This is a genomic window from Mesorhizobium shangrilense, assembly GCF_040537815.1.
GTDB classification, from domain to species: domain Bacteria; phylum Pseudomonadota; class Alphaproteobacteria; order Rhizobiales; family Rhizobiaceae; genus Mesorhizobium; species Mesorhizobium shangrilense.
Genome location: NZ_JBEWSZ010000002.1, coordinates 268,990 through 288,586, shown reverse-complemented (window position 1 = coordinate 288,586; position 19,597 = coordinate 268,990). Strand labels below are relative to the sequence as shown.

The following is a 19,597-nucleotide window of genomic DNA, read 5'->3' as shown; positions in this document are numbered from 1 at the left end:
CTTGGTAAACCACTGGTTTAGATCACGATTCGGTCGTTAATCGATACACGATCTATTACGGTTTGCCTTAAATGCGTGAACAGCGCCGTGCACGCATGTCAGGGCGCTGGGGACCATCCCGAAGGACTGGTCCATGGCACCGACACTATGACGGGAAGCTGGACCAGACCTTGCGTCTAGAGAAATTCCAGGAAAAGTGTGAAACGGTTCTCCCGGGAAAAACGCATCGCGTTTTCCCTTGGGAATTGCGTTAAAACGAAGAGATAGAGCGGTTCTGCGTTTCCGTGAAACGGTGAACTGCTCTAGGATGCCAGCCGCTCGACGCGACCCGTTTCCGGGTCGATGCCGTATTCCTTGAGCTTCCGGTACAGCGTGGAGCGGCCGATGCCGAGACGGCGGGCGACTTCGCTCATCTGGCCGTTGTAGTGATCGATGGCGAGCTTGATCATTTCGAGTTCGACATCGGCAAGCGCGCGCACATTGCCGCGCTCGTCCAGCGCGCGCAGCGTGCCGAAGCGGGGCTGGAGCCTGACCTGCGTATCCGGACCGGGCATGGCGATCCCCTCGCCTTGCCTTGCGTTGTCTTCACCCGCATGCGTGTCCGGCGGCAATGGGGGCTGCGGCTGCGCACCCAGTGCGTCGAGGTTGACCGTGCCGCTGACCTGCGCCCGGATCTGCGGGAACTCCTCCTCGGTCAGCACGTCGCCGTCGCAGAGCACCGAAGCGCGGAAGACGGCGTTTTCCAACTGCCTTATGTTTCCTGGCCAGTCATAGGCTCGCAGCATGGCAAGCGCGCCAGCCGAAATGCCGGTAAGCCGGTGGCGCGTGTCCGCTGGCGCCACCTTCTCCATGAAATGCTCGACAAGGTAGGGGATGTCGTCGCGCCGGTCGCGCAGCGGCGGCACGAAGATCGGATAGACGTTGAGACGGTAGAACAGGTCCTCGCGGAACTTGCCGTCCTTGACCTGCTGCAACAGGTTGCGGTGCGTCGCCGAGATCAGCCTGATGTCGACGCGGACGGTCGAGCGTCCGCCGACCGGATCGACCTCGCCATCCTGCACGGCGCGCAACAGCTTGACCTGTACGTCGAGCGGCAGGTCGCCGATCTCGTCGAGGAACAGCGTTCCCGAATGCGCCTCGACGAATTTTCCGGTGTGTTTTTCGGTGGCGCCGGTGAACGAACCCTTCTCGTGACCGAACAGGATGGACTCGACCAGATTGTCGGGAATGGCGCCGCAGTTGACGGTGACGAAGGGTTTCGAGCGCCGATCGCCAGTGCCCTGGATGGCCCGCGCGACCAGTTCCTTGCCGACGCCCGATTCACCCTCGATCAGGATCGGGATGTTGGACGCGGCCGCCTTCTGGCCAAGACGGATCACGCGGTCCATCGCCGGGCTCTGCGTGATCATGTCCTTGAAGCTCAGATGACCGCCCTTGCGGCGCGATGTGCGCCGCACCTCGCCCTCGATCGCCTCGACCTTGAGCGCATTGCCGATCGATGCCTGCAGCTTGTCGGGAGAGGCCGGCTTGACGACGAAGTCAAAGGCGCCGTGGCGCATGGCCGAAACGACGGTGTCGATGCCACCTTGGGATGTCTGCACGATGACAGGGATATGGATGCCGCGCTCGCGCATGGCCTTCAGCACGCCGATGCCGTCGAGGCCGGGCATGACGAGATCGAGGATGACCACTGACACGTCGCGCGCGCCGGGACCGTCGAGCATATCGAGACCGGCCTCGCCGCCGTCCGCGACGATCGCCGTGTGGCCGAATTTCGTCACCGCGGCCTCGAGCAGCCGGCGCTGCACGGGATCGTCATCGACTATGAGTATGGAACCTGTCATGACTGATGAACAACGCCCGCCCGAGGAAATTCGCCCTGTGGATCATCTTGGCACAGGGTTCTAAATAAGGTTTCAAAAAACCCGGTGAACGAATTCCTTAGGATTTGACCGGCTTCCTGTTCCTCCTTTTAAATCTTGATTCTGGAAGGTATCGGCGATGCATATGGTTTCGGCTCGGCAACTTGCGCCATCGGCATCCGGTCAGGGTGCGGCGGAGCTTGGCAATCTGCCGGAGTGGAACCTCAACGATCTCTACCCCGGCATGGATGCGCCGGAGCTGAAGCGCGACATCGCGAGAGCCGCCACGGACGCGACCAGCTTCGAGAGCCGCTGGAAAGGCACGCTCGCGGCCGAGGCCGCACGCGGCGGCGAAGGCAGGCTGGGTGAGGCGCTCAAGGCCTATGAGGCGCTGGAGGAACTGATCGGTCGCATCGTCTCCTATGCCGGACTGGTCTATGCCGGGAACACGGCCGATCCGCAGCGCGCCAAGCTCTATGGCGACATCCAGGAGAAGATGACCGACGCCAGCGCGCATCTTCTGTTCTTCGCGCTCGAACTGAACATGATCGACGATGCCGTGATCGAGAGCGCGCTCGCCGCCGACCCTGTTTTCGGCCACTACCGGCCATGGGTGCTCGACCTGCGCATGGACAAGCCCTATCAGCTTGAGGACCGCGTCGAGCAGCTCTTCCACGAGAAGTCGATCACCGGGCGCGGCGCCTGGAATCGCCTGTTCGACGAGACGATGACCGACCTGCGTTTCGAGATCGACGGCGAGGAGACGACGCTCGAGCCGGCGCTGAACCGCCTGCAGGACGCCGATGGCGAGGTGCGTCGCAGGGCCTCCGAGGCGCTGGCCGCGACCTTCCGCAAGAACCTGCGCACCTTCACGCTGATCACCAACACGCTGGCCAAGGACAAGGAGATTTCCGACCGCTGGCGTGGTTTCAAGGATATCGCCGATTCACGCCATCTCGCCAACCGCGTCGAGCGCAGCGTCGTGGACGCATTGGCGCTCGCGGTGCGCGAGGCCTATCCGCGCCTGTCGCACCGCTACTATGCGATGAAGGCGCGCTGGCTCGGCATGGAGGTGATGAACCACTGGGACCGCAACGCCCCGCTGCCCGAGACCCCGCAGGCCGTGATCGGTTGGGACCAAGCCAGGGACACGGTGTTGTCGGCCTATCAGCGCTTCTCACCCGACATGGCGGAGATTGCGCGGACCTTCTTTGACCGCAACTGGATCGACGCACCGGTACGTCCGGGCAAGTCGCCCGGCGCCTTCGCCCATCCGACCGTGCCGTCGGCGCATCCCTACGTGCTGCTGAACTACATGGGCAAGCCGCGCGATGTGATGACGCTGGCCCACGAGCTCGGCCACGGCGTGCACCAGGTGCTGGCCGCCGGCCAGGGCGCGCTGATGGCCTCGACCCCGCTGACACTGGCCGAGACGGCATCGGTTTTCGGCGAGATGCTGACCTTCCGCTCGCTGCTCGACCAGACCACCGACAAGCGCGAGCGCAAGGCGATGCTCGCCCAGAAGGTCGAGGACATGATCAATACGGTCGTGCGCCAGATCGCCTTCTACGAATTCGAGCGCAAGGTGCACGCCGAACGCAAGAACGGCGAACTGACCTCCGACAAGCTCGGCCAGTTCTGGCTGGAGGTGCAGGCGGAAAGCCTCGGACCGGCGATCAGGTTGCGCGAGGGCTACGAGGTCTTCTGGACCTATATCCCGCACTTCATCCATTCGCCTTTTTACGTCTATGCCTATGCCTTCGGTGACTGCCTGGTGAACTCGCTCTACGCGGTCTACCAGAACGCCGAGCGCGGCTTCCAGGACAAGTATTTCGAGATGCTGCGCGCCGGCGGCACCAAGCATCATTCGCAGCTGCTGGCGCCCTTCGGCCTTGATGCCACCGACCCGGCCTTCTGGCAGATTGGCCTTGGTGTCATCAGTGGCCTGATCGACGAACTCGAAGCGCTGGACCGTTAGCGCAGGCGCCGACAACCGGCATCAGTGGGCGATGCTCGAATACATCCCGTACACCTTGCTTGCAGGCAGGATCGGCAGAACAGCTTAGCCGGAATGCATGTTGGGAATCCGTCTATTCTTGTCCTAAATATTTGTTCTTGAATAACTCTGCCCGAACGTTTTCCGATAGCTTTCCGCAAGCTGTATGATAGCCTCCGCCCTCAAGCTCAGCCGGAGCACAAGCGGATCGGGCCGAGGATATCTTCGCCGACCGTGGCGTTCCGGCAGACGCGACAATGGCCGTCGGCTATGGCAAGCTAAGCCGATCCCCGACAGCTCGATCGAAGCCGGCAGTTCCACGAACCGTGGAACCACCATCGAATGGTCCTTCGCCGAAACGTCATGACTCCATGCCACGGCGGACGGATCCGACTGGAGAGAGAAAATGGGAATTTTCTATTGGCTCGTGGCGTTCCTGGTAGGTGTGTTGGTGGGCTGGTTCATCTGGGGGCGTTTGCGCGGCGAACTCGACAGCTTGCGTGGAGATCTCGATCGAACGCGCAGCGAACGCGACAGGCTGCGCGCCGACAGTGACCGGCTGACCGGCGAACTGGATGCATGCGGCAAGACCCGCGCCGACCTTGAGCGTCGCCTGCGTGAGGCGCAGGCCGCCCCCGCGGCCAGCACGTCCGCCACGGCAAGCACGGGGCCTGCAAAGGCGGCAAGCCAGGCGCCAGCGGCTGTGATGTCGAGCCCGGCACCAGCCAAAACCGCGCCTGCCAAAACCGCGCCTGCCAAGCCTGCTCCTGCAAAGCCCGCCCCGGCGAAACCGGCAGCCAAGCCCGCAGCCGCAAAGGCCGCGCCAGCAGCCGCCGCGTCGAAGGCAAGCGCGCCGAAAGCGGCCGCACCGAAGCCGGCAGCGGCAAAGCCTGCACCCGCAGCCAAGAAGGCGGCACCCGCGCCTGCCAAGGCCGCCACGACGAGCAAGCCCGACAATCTGCGCCGTCTGATCGGCATCGGCCCGGTCAACGAAAAACTGCTCAAGGGGCAAGGTGTCACGACCTTCGCCCAGATCGCCGCATGGACGCCCGCCGACATCGAGCGGATCGAACATGCGCTGCAGTTCGGTGGTCGCGTCGAGCGCGAGCACTGGGTCGAGCAGGCGAAACTGCTCGCAGCCGGCGACGAAAAGGAATTCGCCCGCCGCTTCCCTTCGGCGGGAACCTCCAGCAACACCTGACCGGCCTTCCGGCATCAACCGACAGCCTGGCGGCGCCCCCTTGGGTGTCGCCGCCAGGGTGTCGCCGGTTGGCATCTGCCGCGAGGCCGCCTTTGCGTCTTCCGACGCCGCTCCCTCGATTGCACCGGAACGGGTCCCCATATAGAGCGGTCGACGTCGTCATCGACTGCAGCACCCGAGTCCCATGTCCCTGCCCTCCGCGATATTCCGCAATGATGAGAGCGCGCGCCAGCTGGTCTTCGACCGCCCGGCCGACATCATCGTGGCGCATGGACCGGAGGATTTCGAACCCGCATTCCAGGCCGCACAGGCCGCCCACGACGCCGGCAAATGGCTGGCCGGCTATGTCTCCTACGAAGCCGGCTACCTGCTCGAACCAAAGCTCGTTCCGCTGCTGCCAGGCGAACGTCGCGCCCCGCTTGTCTGCCTCGGCGTCTTCGATGCTCCGGTCGAAGAGCTCGTCGTTCCATCCGCGGCAGCCCCCACCAACGGGCCGATCTTCGACGCCAGGGCGACATGGTCGCCGGCGGACTATGAAAAGCGCTTCTCCCGGCTCCATCGGCACATCCGCGAGGGCGACTGCTATCAGGCCAACCTCACCTTTCCGATCCATGCGCAATGGTCGGGCGATCCGCTCGCCGCCTTCGACGCGCTGACCGAGCGTCAGCCCGTCAAATACGGCGCCTTGATCACGCTCGGTGATCCCATAGTGCTGTCGCGCTCACCCGAACTCTTCTTCGAGATCGACGCCACGGGCATGATCGAGACGCATCCGATGAAGGGCACCGCACCGCGCGGCGTGACCCCGGCGGAAGACCAGCGGATGAAGGAGTTCCTGCGCAACGACGAGAAGAACCAGGCCGAGAACCGGATGATCGTCGATCTCCTGCGCAACGATATCTCGCTGATCAGCGAGGTCGGCACTCTGGAAGTGCCTGCGCTGTTTCGCATCGAGAGCTATCCGACCGTCCACCAGATGGTCAGCGACGTGCGAGCGAAATTGCTGCCTGATCTCACCATTCGCCGTATCTTCGCGGCGCTGTTTCCCTGCGGCTCGATCACCGGCGCGCCAAAAATTCGCGCCATGGAAATCCTGCACGGTCTTGAAGGGACGCCGCGAGACGTTTATTGCGGCGCCACAGGCTGGATCGCGCCAGGGGGCACGATGCGCTTTTCCGTGGCGATCCGCACCATCTCGCTCTTCTCCAGCGGCGAGGCCGTCTACAATGTCGGCGGCGGCGTCGTCTTTGATTCGACGGCTGAGGAGGAGTATCAGGAGTGTCTGCTCAAGGCGCGCTTCGCGACGGGAACAAAGCCGGCTTCGAGCTGATCGAAACCATGCGTTGGCAGCCGGGTTCCGGCTTCCTGCGCCTCCACCGCCATCTCGCACGTCTCCATGCTTCGGCAACGGAGCTGGACTTCGCGTTTGACCCGGTCAAGATCGCGGACGCCTTGAAACAGGCTGTCGACGGCGCCAGGGCGGCGATGCGCCTGCGCCTTGTCCTGTCCGATGGCGGCCATGTCGCGGCCTCGGCACAGCCTTATGAACAATCCGTAGCCGACAAGGTCTGGCGGCTGCAGCTTGCACGCACGCGGCTCGATTCAGCCGACGCGCTGCTGCGTCACAAGACCAGCCGGCGCGATGCCTACCAGCGGGCGCGCGCCGAATTCCTCATCAGCCAGGCCGACGAGGTTGTGCTGGCCAACGAGCGCGGCGAGGTCTGCGAGGGCACGATCACCAACATCTTCGCCGATTTCGGCGACGGCACGCTGGCGACGCCCCGGATCGATTGCGGCCTGCTGCCTGGCGTATTGCGCGGTGAACTGCTGGATGAAGGCCGTGCCCATGAAGCCGTTTACACATGGGACAAACTGAGATCCGCCAAGGCAATCTTCGTCGGCAATTCGCTGCGTGGCCTGATGCCCGCAAGGCTGGCCTGACGCAGGTCGGAAGGAGACCGTTCTGACCAAGGGACGATACATCGCGGCAAATGCCGGCGCACAAACATGAACCAGCGCCAGGCCGTGCCCACCCACACGCCCTATGACGGTTCCTCGAAACTGTTCACCATCGGGCTGAAGCCGCTCGACCCCGACAGATGGATCGAGGTCGACGACCATCTGCTGCCCTACCTTGCAGAGAAACGCCGGCTTTACGCGGAGATCCCCGAGCGGATCTTTGTCGAGGAGGATGGCACACGCGATGCCCAGCGTGAGGTGCTCGGCCTGCTTGCGGAGTATCTGCCGACGCACTTCCCGCAAACCCATCGCCGCACCGGCGAAGGCATCGAGTTGGTTGGCGCGGATTCGGGCAGCGGCATTGGCGCTGGCGGGTTCAATGATGCTCCTCTCGTCGCGGCATCCCTTCTCGTCCAGGAAGATCTGATCCTGATGCGCCGTGGCGAGAGCGGCTGGCGGCTCGTCGCCGGCTCGCTGTGCTTTCCCTCTTCATGGTCGCTGATCGAGAAGTTCGGCCGACCGCTGCAGGAGATCCACGCGCCGGTGCCGGGCTTCGGTCCGGGCACGCGTCCGGCGGAGCTGATCAACCGCATGTTCGACGGCCTCCAGGGCCAGGCCGTGGAGCGTTACAACTGGTCGATCCAGTCGGATGACGCGCTCTACCACCCGCTCTCCGACATCCAGCGCATCGACCGCGCCACCAACCGACCCTCGAGATTCCCGGACGGCGACATCAACGCCCACGCCTTCATCCGCGTCGAGCGGCAGACGCTGCGCAAACTCCCCGCCTCCCGCGATATCCTGTTCACCATCCGCATCCATATCGACCCTTTGCGGGTGCTGGCTGGTCACCCCGACAGGAAAGCGCTTGCAACATCCTTTGCGGCACAGCTGGAAGCCCTCGATCTCGCCCAGCTCGACTACAAGGGCATGACGTCCGATCGCGACCGGCTGGTCGCACTCCTTAACCACATGGCCAGCGACGCCTAGCCGCTGGTTGGCGCTTTTCGCTGGTTTGTGACAATGATCTGTGATGTAGCGCAGGGTCGCCGGGCAAATGCCCGGTTTTTGCGCGTGTTTGCCCGGTCCTGCGGGCTTTGAAGGAGTGCTCTATAAAATGGCGAATGAAAACTGGCCTGTTTACGGTGAAATCAGCGGCCCCGTGGTGATGATCGGCTTCGGCTCGATCGGCCGGGGAACGCTGCCGCTCATCGAACGCCATTTCAAGTTCGACAAGTCGCGGATGACCGTCATCGACCCGCGCGACACCGACCGCAAGCTGCTGGACGAACGCGGCATCGCCTTCGTCCAGGAAGCGGTGACCGAGAAGAATTACAAGAAGCTGCTGACGCCACTGCTGACCAATGGCGGCGGCCAGGGCTTTTGCGTCAACCTGTCGGTCGACACCGGCTCGGTGGACCTGATGCATCTCTGCCGCAAGCTCGGCGTGCTCTATATCGACACTGTCATCGAGCCGTGGCTCGGCTTCTATTTCGACACCGAGGCCGACAATGCCAGCCGCACCAACTATGCGCTGCGCGAGTCATTGCTCAAGGAAAGGCACGACAACCCCGGCGGCTCAACCGCGATCTCCACCTGCGGCGCCAATCCCGGCATGGTCTCCTGGCTCGTGAAGCAGGCGCTGGTGAACCTAGCCACCGATCTTGACCTTGAGTTCTGGGAACCCGCGCAGGACGACCGCGAAGGCTGGGCCAAGCTGATGAAGAAGGCCGGCGTCAAGGGCATCCACATCGCAGAGCGCGACACGCAGCGCACCAAGAAGCCGAAGCCGATGAACGTGTTCTGGAACACGTGGTCGGTCGAAGGCTTCGTTTCGGAAGGCATGCAGCCGGCCGAACTCGGCTGGGGCACACATGAGAAGTGGATGCCGAAGAACGCCAAGAAGCACAAGCATGGTTCAAAGGCCGCGATCTATCTGGAGCAGCCCGGCGCCAACACGCGCGTGCGCAGCTGGTGCCCGACGCCTGGCCCGCAGTACGGCTTCCTGGTAACGCACAATGAAGCGATCTCGATCGCCGATTTCTTCACCGTGCGCGGCAAGAAGGGCAAGGTGCATTACCGCCCCACCTGCCACTATGCCTACCATCCCTGCAACGACGCCGTGCTGTCGATGCACGAGATCTTCGGCGCCGCCGGCAAGCCGCAGGCGGCTTACCATGTGCTCGACGAGAACGAGCTGGTCGACGGCGTCGACGAACTCGGTGTGCTGCTCTACGGCCACGACAAGAACGCCTACTGGTACGGCTCGCAGCTGTCGCTTGGCGAGGCCCGCAAGCTGGCGCCCTACCAGAACGCCACCGGCATGCAGGTCACCTCGGCGGTGCTGTCCGGCATGGTCTGGGCGCTGGAAAATCCCGAGGCGGGCATCGTCGAGGCCGACGAGATGGACTACAAACGCTGCCTGGAAGTGCAGTCGCCCTATCTCGGCCCGGTCAAGGGCTACTACACGGACTGGACGCCGCTGGACAATCGTCCCGGTCTGTTCCCGGAAGACCTGGACGAAAACGATCCGTGGCAATTCCGCAACATCCTGGTTCGATAGCACCCTTGCCAGTATGCCTCACCGCCTTGCAATCACCCGGAAATCGGGTGATTGAAGGGTGGCGGACATACGAGAGGATTTTAAGAATGACGATTGCGCGCAAACTGCTTTCGGCCGGCATTGTCACGGCCATGGCCGTGGCCCTTGCCGCCTGCAACACGACCGGCCCAAGCGAACCGCCAATGGCGGCGGCGCCCAAGGGGGTCGAAGGTTCGTGGATCGACGCCAAGGGCACGGGTCTGTCGACCTTCGCCGGCGGCAATTTCACCACCGTGGCGACCGACACTGGCCAGAAACTGTCCAACGGCAGCTACACCATGACCGGCGCCACGTCGGTCCAGATCAATGGTACCTCGCTGATCCGCCAGACGCCGATCAGCTTCAACTGCCTGATGATCTCCACCAGCCAGCTTAACTGCACCAGCTCCAGCGGCCAGAACTTCGTGCTGACCAGGCGCACCTGAACATACAGGCAGCCTTGATTTGAGGACGGCGGCCATTGGCCGCCGTTCTTTTTTATGCCGGCAAAAGGAACCCGGATTTCTGCTTGCATCACCGGGAACGCGATGGGAACATGCTGAAAAAGCTGCTGTCGCACCGCAGTCAAGCAAGGGCGTTAAACGCCTCTGGTTGGTTCATCCAGGAGACAAAGATGAAGAAGATCGCCGCCATTGCCGCCCTTTCGGTATCCACGCTCGGCTTGTCGGCCGGCGCATCCTTTGCCGACTACACACTGAACATCCTGCACATCAACGACTGGCACAGCCGCATCGAGGGCAACAACAAATACGAAACGACCTGCTCGGCCGACGAGGAGACCAAGGGCGAGTGCATCGGCGGCGCGGCCCGTCTCGTCACGGCGATCGCCCAGGAGCGCAAGAAGCTGGAGGGCCAGAATGTGCTGCTGCTCAGCGCCGGCGACAATTTCCAGGGATCGCTTTTCTACACGACCTACAAGGGCAAGATCGAAGGCGAGTTCCTCAACGACATGAAGTTCGACGCCATGGCGCTCGGCAACCACGAGTTCGACGATGGCGAGGCAGCCCTTGCGCCCTTTCTGGACATGATCAAGTTTCCGGTGCTCGGCGCCAATGTGAAGGCCAACGCCCAGTCCAAGCTTGGCGACCGGGTCAAGCCGTCGATCGTGCTTGAGGTCGGCGGCCAGAAGATCGGCATCATCGGCGCCGTCACCAACGACACCCCGGAACTCTCGTCACCAGGCCCGAACATCACCATCGAGAATGACGTCAAGTCGATCACTGCCGAGGTCGAGAAGCTGCAGGCGCAAGGCGTCAACAAGATCATCGCCGTGACCCATATCGGCTATCCGCGCGAGCGCGACGTCATCGCCAAGATACCGGGCATCGATGTCGTGGTTGGCGGCCACAGCCATTCGCTGCTGTCCAACACTGATCCGAAGGCCGAAGGCCCCTACCCGACGATGGTCGACAACTCCGGCGGCTACAAGGTGCCGGTCGTGCAGGCGGAGGCCTATTCGAAGTATCTCGGCGAATTCAAGGTCGTGTTTGACGACAACGGCAAGGTCAAGGAAGCCAGCGGCAACCCGATCCCTCTCGACAAGTCGATCACACCCGATCCTGCGGTGCTTGCCCGCATCAAGGAACTTGGCGCGCCGATCGAGGCGCTGAAGAACAAGGAGGTGGCCGAGACCACCGATGTGATCGACGGCAGCCGCCAGAGCTGCCGCGCCCACGAGTGTTCGATGGGCAACCTCGTTTCCGACGCGATCCTCGACCGCGTCAAGGGACAGGGCGTCGAGATCGCCATCTCCAACGGCGGCGGCCTGCGCGCCTCTATCGACAAGGGCACCGTCACCATGGGCGAAGTGCTGACGGTGCTGCCGTTCCAGAACACGCTGGCGACGTTCCAGATTTCCGGCAAGGACCTTGTTGCCGGCCTCGAGAACGGCCTCAGTCAGATCGAGGACGGCGCCGGACGCTTTCCCCAGGTTGCCGGCCTGAAATACGCGTTCGACAGGTCGGTCGCGCCCAATGCCGGCCGCCTCAAGTCTGTCGAGGTCATGGAAAATGGCGCGTGGACGCCGATCAATCCGGACAAGGACTATCTGGTCGCCACCAACAACTATGTCCGCCAGGGCGGCGACGGCTACAAGATCTTCGCCGACAAGGCCAAGAACGCCTACGATTATGGCCCGGGCCTCGAACAGGTAGTGGCCGACTATCTCGCCGCGCACCGGCCCTATACGCCCAAGCTCGATGGCCGCATCACCGAGATCGCCGCCACCGTTGCCGCGGCACCCGCAGCTGAAGCGACCAAGCCGGTCGAGGCAGCCCCCGCCCAGCCGGCGAAGGCGGCGGATGCGGCACCTGCACCGACCGCGGGGCCTGCCCCGGCAACTCAGCCTGCCAAGCCGGCCGACGCGGCGCCCGCAATGCCCGAATTGCCGACCAATTCCGGCGATATCGCCAACACTCCGCCGGCCATATCGACAGAAACGGCGCCAGCGCCTCCAGTCCCGCCCGCACAGCAGGCACCGGCGCCTGCTGCTCCAGCGCCAGCCGACGCGGCAACCGCACCTGCTCCGGCCGCCGAACCTGCCAAGCCAGCCGAGGCCACGCCTGCCGAGCCGGCAAAGCCGGCCGAAGCGGCTCCTGCGGCATCCACACCCGCCCCTGCCACGGAACCCGCCAAGCCCGCTGAAGCCGCACCGGCCGAAACCAGCCACGTGATCGTCTCTGGCGACACCTACTGGGACCTGGCTGAGAAGGCCTATGGCGACGCCACCAAGTGGAAGGTGATCTCGGGCGCCAACAAGGGATACCAGCCGCATCGGCTCCCGCTCGGAGCGACCTTGACGATCCCACCCGCTGCCAAATAGGCCCGTCCAGGAAATTCATCGCACCCGCCCGGGAAACCGGGCGGGTTTTCCGTTTCCGGACGAAGCGCGATAAGGTGCGGCCACGCGCTGCATTGAAAGCACCGGCAAGATCGCTAGGTTCGCGGTCTCGGAGAAACCCTGATGACCCTGTCCACCGCCATCGACACCAATTCCGCCAAGCTGAAACGCCCGAAGCCCGCAGTGTCGGCCGGCACCGGCAAGGTCGGGGTCATGCTGGTCAATCTGGGGACGCCGGACGGCACCGATTTCAAGCCGATGTGGCGCTATCTCAGGGAATTCCTGTCCGACCCGCGCGTAATCGAACTCAACCGGGCGATCTGGTACCCGATCCTCTACGGCCTTGTGCTCACCACGCGGCCGAAGAAGTCCGGCGCCAACTACGCCAGGATCTGGAACCGGCAAAAGAACGAGTCGCCGCTGCGCACCTTCACCCGCGCGCAAGGCGAGAAGCTCGCCCAGATGCTTGGCGATCAGCCCAATGTCGTCGTCGACTGGGCGATGCGCTACGGCAACCCTTCGACCGCGAGCATCGCCGAAAAGCTGGTTGGCCAAGGCTGCGACCGCATCCTCGCTTTTCCACTCTATCCGCAATATTCGGCGACGACGACCGCAACCGCCAACGACCAGCTGTTTCGCGCCCTGATGAAGATGCGCGCCGCACCCGCTGTCCGCAGCGTGCCGCCCTATTACAACGAGCCGGTCTATATCGAGGCGCTCGCCCGTTCGCTCAAGCAGCATCTGGCGAGGCTGGATTTCGAACCGGAGGTGGTCATCACCTCCTATCACGGCATCCCGAAACCATATTCCGACAAGGGTGATCCCTACCAAGCCCATTGCCTTGAGACGACGCGCCTGCTGCGCGAGAAGCTCGGCTGGAGCGAGAAGAAGCTGATCACCACCTTCCAGTCGCGTTTCGGCGCGCAGGAATGGCTGCAGCCCTACACCGACAAGACCGTCGAGAAGCTTGGCAAGGAGGGCGTGAAGTCGATCGCCATCCTCAATCCGGGCTTTTCGGTCGACTGCATCGAGACGCTGGATGAGATCGGCCGCGAGGTGGCGGAGACCTTCCACCATGCGGGCGGCGAAAAATTCGCGCACATCCCTTGCCTGAACGACAGCCCGGAGGGCATGGCGGTGATCGAGGCGATGGTGCGCCGGGAATTGTCCGGCTGGGTCTGACGCCCGGAACCACCGGCACGCCGGGGCGTTGAGGGGCGCCTTCCGGAGAATTAGATGCCCCGCAAACTCGACCTCAGAAGCGGCCGACCCGTCTGGTCTGCCTATCGTGCGCCCGCCGTCCCGACCGCACCGCTAACGCGCGACATCAAGGCCGACGTTCTGATCGTCGGCATGGGCATCAGCGGCGCCATGATGGCCGAAACGCTGACCGCAGACGGCCATTCGGTTGTCTGCATCGACCGGCGTGGGCCGCTGAAGGGTTCGACATCGGCAACGACCGCGCTGGTGCAGTTCGAGATCGACCAGCCGTTGACGAAACTCTCGAAGATGATCGGCAGGACCTCGGCGCAACAGGCCTGGCGGCGCTCACGCCTCGCTGTCTCCAATCTTGCCGCTCGCATCGACCGGCTTTCCATCAATTGCGGCCCGACCCGCACTCAGTCGCTCTATCTGGCCGGTGCCGTGCTCGGCCCGTCCGATCTGCGTGACGAGGCGGATGCGCGACGCCAGGCGGGCATCGCCGCAACCTACCTGACCCCTGGCCCGCTGGCTGAGCAGTTCGACGTCGACCGCGATGGCGCCATCCTCAACCATGGCAACATCGCGGTCGATCCACGCAAGCTCACCGCCGGGCTGCTTCTCAAGGCGCAGGAGCGCAAGGCGCGCTTCCATGCACCCGTCGAAGCAACAGGGATCGAGGACAGCGCGGACGAGGTGGTCGTTGCCACAAGCGACGGCCCGACCATCACGGCAAAGCATCTGGTTCTGGCGACAGGTTACGAGTTGACCGACATCGTGCCCGCGACAGGCCACCAGATCATCTCTACATGGGCGATCGCGACGCGACCGCAGCCGCGAAAACTCTGGCCGGGCAGAGCATTCATCTGGGAGGCTTCGGACCCCTACCTCTATATGCGCGCGACCGCAGACGGCAGGGTCATCTGCGGCGGCGAGGACGAGGATTTCGTCGACGAGACACGGCGCGATGCCCTGCTTGCCGCCAAGAGCCAGCGCATCGCCGAAAAGCTTGGCCGGCTGTTCCCGCGGCTCGATACGACACCGCAATTCGCCTGGACCGGCTCCTTCGGCACCACCACCACCGGCCTGCCCTATATCGGCGCCCTTCCCCGCCATCCACGCATCCATGCCGTGATGGGGTATGGCGGCAATGGCATTACCTTCTCGCAGATCGCTTGTGAGATCGTATCGGCCTCGATCAACGGGCTCAGCGACACGGATGCACCGCTGTTTGCCTTCAACCGCTGAGTGCATTCAACAAAACAATCCCTCATCACTAGATTGTAACGCTGCTGAAACACACTTAAGTCTTTGGTGAGGCTGGTTGCGCGAGAGTGGCTCGCGCGGTTGGCGTCTGAGGGAGAGCCAAATGAATTTCAGTGGTTTCGATATCGCGATTATTGTTCTCGCTTTCCTTATCGTGCTGGTGCTTTTCAAGGGCATCAGGACAATCCCGCAAGGCTTTAACTATACGGTGGAGCGCTTCGGGCGTTACACCAGGACACTGACTCCCGGTCTCAATCTCATCGTGCCCTTCGTCGATCGCATCGGCGCCAAGATGAACATGATGGAGCAGGTGCTGGATGTTCCGAGCCAGGAAATCATCACCCGCGACAACGCCATCGTCGGCGTCGACGGCATCGCCTTCTTCCAGATCCTCAACGCGCCGCAGGCGGCCTATCAGGTCTCCGGCCTGCAGAACGCTATCCTCAACCTGACGATGACCAACATCCGTACCGTCATGGGCTCGATGGACCTCGACGAATTGCTGTCGAACCGCGACGCCATCAACGAACGCCTGCTGCGCGTTGTCGACGAAGCCGCGCATCCGTGGGGCATCAAGATCACCCGCGTCGAGATCAAGGACATCAACCCGCCGGCCAACCTCATCGAATCGATGGGCCGCCAGATGACCGCCGAGCGTAACAAGCGCGCCCAGATCCTCGCCGCCGAAGGCCTCAAGCAGTCGCAGATCCTCGAAGCCGAGGGCCGCAAGGAAGCTGCCTTCCGCGACGCCGAGGCGCGCGAACGCTCCGCCGAGGCCGAAGCCCGCGCCACGCAGGTGGTGTCGGAAGCCATCTCCAAGGGCGACGTGCAAGCGCTGAATTACTTCGTCGCGCTGAAATACACCGAAGCACTGGGCAGGATCGGCACAGCCACGAACAGCAAGGTTGTGCTGATGCCGATGGAAGCCTCGGCGCTGATCGGCACACTTGGCGGCATCGGCGAGATTGCCAAGGAGGTCTTCAGGAGCGAAGGCACCGCCGGCGCTGCGCGGCAGGCTGCCCGCCCGCCGGTGGTTCGCCCGAGCGATAGCTGAGATCGTTGGAGCTGATCGCGAAAACTGGGAACCGATTTTCGGAAACGATCATGCTCAACAAAACGATCATGCTCAACAAGAAGTAGGAGCGCACGCCCATGCTCGACCGCATAGTTTCCGAACTCGGCCCATGGAACTGGATGGTCCTGGGCTTCGTCCTGCTGGTGATGGAAATCGTCACACCCGGCGCGTTCATGCTGTGGATCGGCATCGCGGCACTGCTGATCGGGGTGGTATCGCTGCTTATCTGGGACGCCGCCATCTGGACCTGGCAGGTCCAGGTCCTGGCCTTCCTGGTGCTGTCGCTGGTCTCGGCCTATGCCGGCAAGAAACTGGTTGGCCGCAAGGACGGCAAGACCGACCAGCCGCTGCTCAACCGACGCGGCCAGCAATTGATCGGCCGGATGGCGACACTTGCTGAACCGATCCGCAATGGCCGCGGCCGCATAAAGCTTGGCGACACGCTCTGGCGCGTCTCCGGCCCGGATCTGCCGGCCGGCACGCAGGTGCGTGTCGTCGGTGCAGCCGATACGGATCTGGAACTGACGGTCGAGCCGGTCTGAGCGTTCAGGCCGCGCCGATACGCAGCAGGTCGTGGAGGTGGACAAGCCCTATTGGCCGCGTGCCCTCCACCACCATCAGGCTGGTGATGGCCGATGTGTTGATCGTCTGCAATGCTGTCGCCACCAGTGTGTCAGGTCCAGCCGTTTTCGGCCCCCTGGTCATGACCTGATCGACCGTCATCGCCAGAAGATCGCTGCCGATATGGCGCCTTATGTCGCCATCGGTGATGATGCCGACCAACGCCCCATCCGCAGACGTCACCGCCACGCAGCCAAAGCCCTTGCGCGAGAGTTCCAGGATCGCGTCCTGCATGCCCGTGCCTGAGGCCACCAGTGGCAACCTGTCGCCGACATGCATGATCTCGCGGATCTGCGTCAGGTTGGCGCCAAGCTGGCCGCCGGGATGAAACGTGCGGAAATGATCCGGCGTAAAACCACGCGCTTCGAGCAGCGCAATGGCCAGAGCATCGCCCATGACCAGTTGCAGCAGCGTCGATGTGGTCGGGGCGAGGCCATGAGGGCAAGCCTCCGGCACGCGCGGCAGCAACAGCACCACGTCGGCCGCGCGCGCCAGCGCCGAGGTCTCGCCTGCTGTGACCGCGATCAGCGGAATGGAAAAGCGCCGCGAATAGGCGACGATGCCCTGGAGTTCCTTGCTTTCGCCCGACCACGACAGGGCGATGATGGCGTCATCCCTGGCGATCATGCCGAGATCGCCGTGATTGGCCTCCGCGGGATGGACAAAGAAAGCCGGCGTGCCGGTCGAGGCGAATGTGGCCGCGATCTTCGAGCCGATATGGCCGCTCTTGCCGACGCCTGTAACGATGACGCGGCCATTGATCTTCGACACCATGTCGACGGCTTGCGCGAACGGCTCGGCCAATCCGTTCTCGAGTGCGGCGGCCAAAGCCGCGACTCCGGCTTGTTCGGTCGCCAACGTTCGCAGTGCCGAGGCAATCGAAGCTTGCCCGTCCAGCTGCTTCTTTTCTAGGGATCCCGCATGCATGGGAGATGCGCTTAACGCTTTGCCGCGTTCGTGTCCAACGGAAATACCACGTGATGCATGTGTTCCAGGGTCTCGCCTGGCCACACGGCATGAGGTTCGGCGGCTCATGCATGGCGCCATGCATGGGAAAAAGGGACTTGGAGCAAACCTCGAAATCCTTTCGGACATCAGCGCTTTAGCACGCTGATCAACCGCCGCCTCAACCCTCCGTTAACCATCCCCATTTACGGTTCGGTAAGTATGGCGCGCGTGCGCCGCGCGAGCAGTGGTGGCGATGTCCGGGGTCCAGCCAGAAAAACGAAGAGGACGAAAGGGCAAAGCGGTCTGCGCCTTGCTGCTGGCGACGAGCGTCTTCGGCCTGCTGCGGCCTGCTTTGCTCTACGCCCAGGAAACGGACCTGCGCGGCGAGGTGTCGGAATCGGCGATCCTGGCCGACCAGCAGAAAAGGGCCCAGGCCGGTCAGGGACAGGCAGCATCGGCCAATGCTCCGACGCAGGAAAGCCCACGCACCTACCTGCCGGCCAGCGCGGGCGCGGTGCCCGATACCGACGCGCCCACAACCGCCAGCGTCTTCGACCCGCCAACGACCCCTGACGACACATCGGCTGACACCCCGACGCCGCCCAAGCCGCGCCAATCGGCGGCAGCGAGACAACGTACGGCTGACCAGGCCAAGGCCGCCAAGCAGACCGCAGCCAACAAGAAGGCGAAGAAGACCACCACCACAACGGCGGCGGACAACGCCGCGACCGGCGATATCGACGCAGCGGCGACGGATCAGCAGCCAGCCAACTCTCGCGCCCTCACGGTCGATTCCGCCGACAGGCTGAAGCTTGATCCCGGCGCCGAGCGCACGGCAGCGATCGAAGGCCAGAAGAAGAAGGCCGAGGACGATCCCTTTGCCGCTACCGGCGTCAAATGGGGCTCTTTCATCATCCGGCCGACGCTTGAACAAGGTTTGACTGCTTCATCGAACGCCGATTCGAGCAGTACCGGCAGTTCTGCCCTGCTTTCGGAAACCGCATTGCGTTTCAACGCCATCTCAGATTGGCGTGAGAATTCGGCGACCATCGACGGCTATGGCATCTTCCGCGAGACCATTTCCGGCGAACAGGTGCATGACGCGCAGGGCCGTATCGAAGGCCAGCTCAATGTCGATCTCGACAATGAACTGCGCGCCATCGCCAAACTCGGTTATGAAGCCGTGCCGGAATCGGCATCCGCGCCGGGCGCCGTTCCCGATTCGAGTTCGCAGCCGGTACGTCAGACCGTGAACGGCAGCCTCGGCCTCGAAAAAGATGTCGGCAAGATGCAGTTCACGGTGACCGGCGGCATCGCGCACGACACTTTTGGCGACGCCAAGCTTAACGACGGCACCTCGCTGTCGCAGAAGGATCGCGATTCCACTCTCTACTCGATGAAGCTGCGCACCGGCTACGAGATATCCCCGGCGCTCACGCCCTTCACCGAGGTGGAGCTTGGCCGCAGGGTCTATGACCTGGGTGTGGACAGCAGCGGCTTCGACCGGTCCTCTACCACGCTCGGCGCCAGGGTGGGAACGAAGCTCGACCTCGGCGAGAAACTGGCCGGCGAATTTTCGGCCGGATGGCTGCGCGAGGCGATCAGCGACGACCGCCTGCCGGCCATTTCGGGGCCGTCGGTCAATGCCGACGTGAAATGGTCGCCAGAGCGCGGCACCATCATCGGCCTGACCGGGCAGACGATGATCGAGGACTCGACCACCGCCGGCCAGAGCGGCGACATCCTCTATTCAGGACGGCTAACGGGCGAGCGGCAAATCCGCGCCAATCTTACCGGGAATGCGGCATTGGGCCTGGACTGGCGCGACTATACCGGTATCGACGGCCACGACCTGACGCTGAGCGCCGAGGCCGGCCTGACATGGTGGCTGAACCGGTACGTCGGCCTGACCAGCCGCGCCCGGACCGAGAAACTGACCAGCAACCTGCCGGGACGCAACTACACGGCCAACAGCGTCTTCCTCGGGCTGAAGCTGCAGCGCTGAACAATCGCCAGGAGAACGCCGAC

At 63.4% G+C, this 19,597-nt stretch carries 15 protein-coding genes; 13 read left to right on the top strand and 2 right to left on the bottom strand.

Features of this window, described 5'->3' with window-relative positions; translation table 11 throughout:
- Positions 1 to 302 precede the first annotated feature (302 nt).
- A complete protein-coding gene (locus ABVQ20_RS26005) occupies positions 303 to 1,844 on the bottom strand; it encodes a sigma-54-dependent transcriptional regulator (RefSeq protein WP_354462523.1) in 1,542 nt (513 codons plus the stop codon).
- Positions 1,845 to 2,001: 157 nt separating this feature from the next.
- Here ABVQ20_RS26005 and ABVQ20_RS26000 point away from each other — a divergent pair, with 157 nt between their 5' ends.
- The 12 genes from ABVQ20_RS26000 (at position 2,002) to ABVQ20_RS25945 (ending at position 16,542) form a co-directional block, all read left to right on the top strand.
- Positions 2,002 to 3,840: a M3 family oligoendopeptidase gene (locus ABVQ20_RS26000; RefSeq protein ID WP_354462522.1), complete on the top strand. Its 1,839-nt coding sequence runs from the start codon at positions 2,002 to 2,004 to the stop codon at positions 3,838 to 3,840.
- Positions 3,841 to 4,264: 424 nt separating this feature from the next.
- On the top strand, positions 4,265 to 5,059 hold the full coding sequence (locus ABVQ20_RS25995; RefSeq protein ID WP_354462521.1) for a helix-hairpin-helix domain-containing protein: 795 nt from the start codon (positions 4,265 to 4,267) through the stop codon (positions 5,057 to 5,059).
- Positions 5,060 to 5,243: 184 nt separating this feature from the next.
- Positions 5,244 to 6,389 (top strand): aminodeoxychorismate synthase component I, encoded by a 1,146-nt coding sequence (locus ABVQ20_RS25990; protein WP_354462520.1) that lies wholly within the window; start codon positions 5,244 to 5,246, stop codon positions 6,387 to 6,389.
- A complete protein-coding gene (locus tag ABVQ20_RS25985) occupies positions 6,338 to 7,000 on the top strand; it encodes an aminotransferase class IV family protein (RefSeq protein WP_354462519.1) in 663 nt (220 codons plus the stop codon). Before ABVQ20_RS25990 ends, ABVQ20_RS25985 begins: the two co-directional genes overlap by 52 nt.
- A 66-nt stretch (positions 7,001 to 7,066) precedes the next feature.
- Positions 7,067 to 8,008, top strand: a complete 942-nt coding sequence (locus ABVQ20_RS25980; protein ID WP_354462518.1) for a heme-dependent oxidative N-demethylase family protein — start codon at positions 7,067 to 7,069, stop codon at positions 8,006 to 8,008.
- Between the two features lie 127 nt (positions 8,009 to 8,135).
- Positions 8,136 to 9,581 carry a homospermidine synthase gene (locus ABVQ20_RS25975; protein WP_354462517.1) on the top strand — a complete coding sequence of 482 codons (1,446 nt, stop codon included), beginning with the start codon at positions 8,136 to 8,138 and terminating at the stop codon, positions 9,579 to 9,581.
- An 86-nt stretch (positions 9,582 to 9,667) separates the two neighbouring features.
- Positions 9,668 to 10,045, top strand: coding sequence for an outer membrane lipoprotein Omp10 (gene omp10 / locus ABVQ20_RS25970; protein WP_354462516.1), 378 nt, complete (start codon positions 9,668 to 9,670; stop codon positions 10,043 to 10,045).
- A 188-nt stretch (positions 10,046 to 10,233) separates the two neighbouring features.
- Positions 10,234 to 12,441 carry a 5'-nucleotidase C-terminal domain-containing protein gene (locus tag ABVQ20_RS25965; RefSeq protein WP_354462515.1) on the top strand — a complete coding sequence of 736 codons (2,208 nt, stop codon included), beginning with the start codon at positions 10,234 to 10,236 and terminating at the stop codon, positions 12,439 to 12,441.
- 141 nt (positions 12,442 to 12,582) lie between these two features.
- Positions 12,583 to 13,641 carry a ferrochelatase gene (hemH, locus tag ABVQ20_RS25960; RefSeq protein WP_354462514.1) on the top strand — a complete coding sequence of 353 codons (1,059 nt, stop codon included), beginning with the start codon at positions 12,583 to 12,585 and terminating at the stop codon, positions 13,639 to 13,641.
- Between the two features lie 54 nt (positions 13,642 to 13,695).
- Positions 13,696 to 14,907, top strand: a complete 1,212-nt coding sequence (locus tag ABVQ20_RS25955; protein ID WP_354462513.1) for an NAD(P)/FAD-dependent oxidoreductase — start codon at positions 13,696 to 13,698, stop codon at positions 14,905 to 14,907.
- A 121-nt stretch (positions 14,908 to 15,028) separates the two neighbouring features.
- Entirely contained in the window at positions 15,029 to 15,979 is a 951-nt protein-coding gene (locus ABVQ20_RS25950) for an SPFH domain-containing protein (protein WP_354462512.1), read from the top strand.
- 98 nt (positions 15,980 to 16,077) lie between these two features.
- Positions 16,078 to 16,542: an NfeD family protein gene (locus tag ABVQ20_RS25945; RefSeq protein ID WP_354462511.1), complete on the top strand. Its 465-nt coding sequence runs from the start codon at positions 16,078 to 16,080 to the stop codon at positions 16,540 to 16,542.
- A 4-nt stretch (positions 16,543 to 16,546) separates the two neighbouring features.
- On the opposite strand, the gene ABVQ20_RS25940 is transcribed toward ABVQ20_RS25945, so the two are convergent.
- Positions 16,547 to 17,548, bottom strand: coding sequence for a KpsF/GutQ family sugar-phosphate isomerase (locus tag ABVQ20_RS25940; protein ID WP_354462510.1), 1,002 nt, complete (start codon positions 17,546 to 17,548; stop codon positions 16,547 to 16,549).
- A 274-nt stretch (positions 17,549 to 17,822) separates the two neighbouring features.
- On the opposite strand from ABVQ20_RS25940, the gene ABVQ20_RS25935 reads away from it, so the two are divergent.
- The gene (locus ABVQ20_RS25935) at positions 17,823 to 19,574 is read left to right on the top strand and encodes an outer membrane beta-barrel protein (protein ID WP_354462509.1); all 1,752 of its coding nucleotides are present in this window, start codon (positions 17,823 to 17,825) and stop codon (positions 19,572 to 19,574) included.
- Positions 19,575 to 19,597: the final 23 nt, after the last annotated feature.

Excerpts from the sequence above, each read along its gene's own strand:
- ABVQ20_RS26005 (WP_354462523.1), bottom strand. The coding sequence starts at position 1,844 with ATGACAGGTTCCATACTCATAGTCGATGACGATCCCGTGCAGCGCCGG.
- ABVQ20_RS26000 (WP_354462522.1), top strand. The coding sequence starts at position 2,002 with ATGCATATGGTTTCGGCTCGGCAACTTGCGCCATCGGCATCCGGTCAG.
- ABVQ20_RS25995 (WP_354462521.1), top strand. The coding sequence starts at position 4,265 with ATGGGAATTTTCTATTGGCTCGTGGCGTTCCTGGTAGGTGTGTTGGTG.
- ABVQ20_RS25990 (WP_354462520.1), top strand. The coding sequence starts at position 5,244 with ATGTCCCTGCCCTCCGCGATATTCCGCAATGATGAGAGCGCGCGCCAG.
- ABVQ20_RS25980 (WP_354462518.1), top strand. The coding sequence starts at position 7,067 with ATGAACCAGCGCCAGGCCGTGCCCACCCACACGCCCTATGACGGTTCC.
- ABVQ20_RS25975 (WP_354462517.1), top strand. The coding sequence starts at position 8,136 with ATGGCGAATGAAAACTGGCCTGTTTACGGTGAAATCAGCGGCCCCGTG.
- omp10 (WP_354462516.1), top strand. The coding sequence starts at position 9,668 with ATGACGATTGCGCGCAAACTGCTTTCGGCCGGCATTGTCACGGCCATG.
- ABVQ20_RS25965 (WP_354462515.1), top strand. The coding sequence starts at position 10,234 with ATGAAGAAGATCGCCGCCATTGCCGCCCTTTCGGTATCCACGCTCGGC.
- hemH (WP_354462514.1), top strand. The coding sequence starts at position 12,583 with ATGACCCTGTCCACCGCCATCGACACCAATTCCGCCAAGCTGAAACGC.
- ABVQ20_RS25955 (WP_354462513.1), top strand. The coding sequence starts at position 13,696 with ATGCCCCGCAAACTCGACCTCAGAAGCGGCCGACCCGTCTGGTCTGCC.
- ABVQ20_RS25950 (WP_354462512.1), top strand. The coding sequence starts at position 15,029 with ATGAATTTCAGTGGTTTCGATATCGCGATTATTGTTCTCGCTTTCCTT.
- ABVQ20_RS25945 (WP_354462511.1), top strand. The coding sequence starts at position 16,078 with ATGCTCGACCGCATAGTTTCCGAACTCGGCCCATGGAACTGGATGGTC.
- ABVQ20_RS25940 (WP_354462510.1), bottom strand. The coding sequence starts at position 17,548 with ATGCATGCGGGATCCCTAGAAAAGAAGCAGCTGGACGGGCAAGCTTCG.
- ABVQ20_RS25935 (WP_354462509.1), top strand. The coding sequence starts at position 17,823 with ATGTCCGGGGTCCAGCCAGAAAAACGAAGAGGACGAAAGGGCAAAGCG.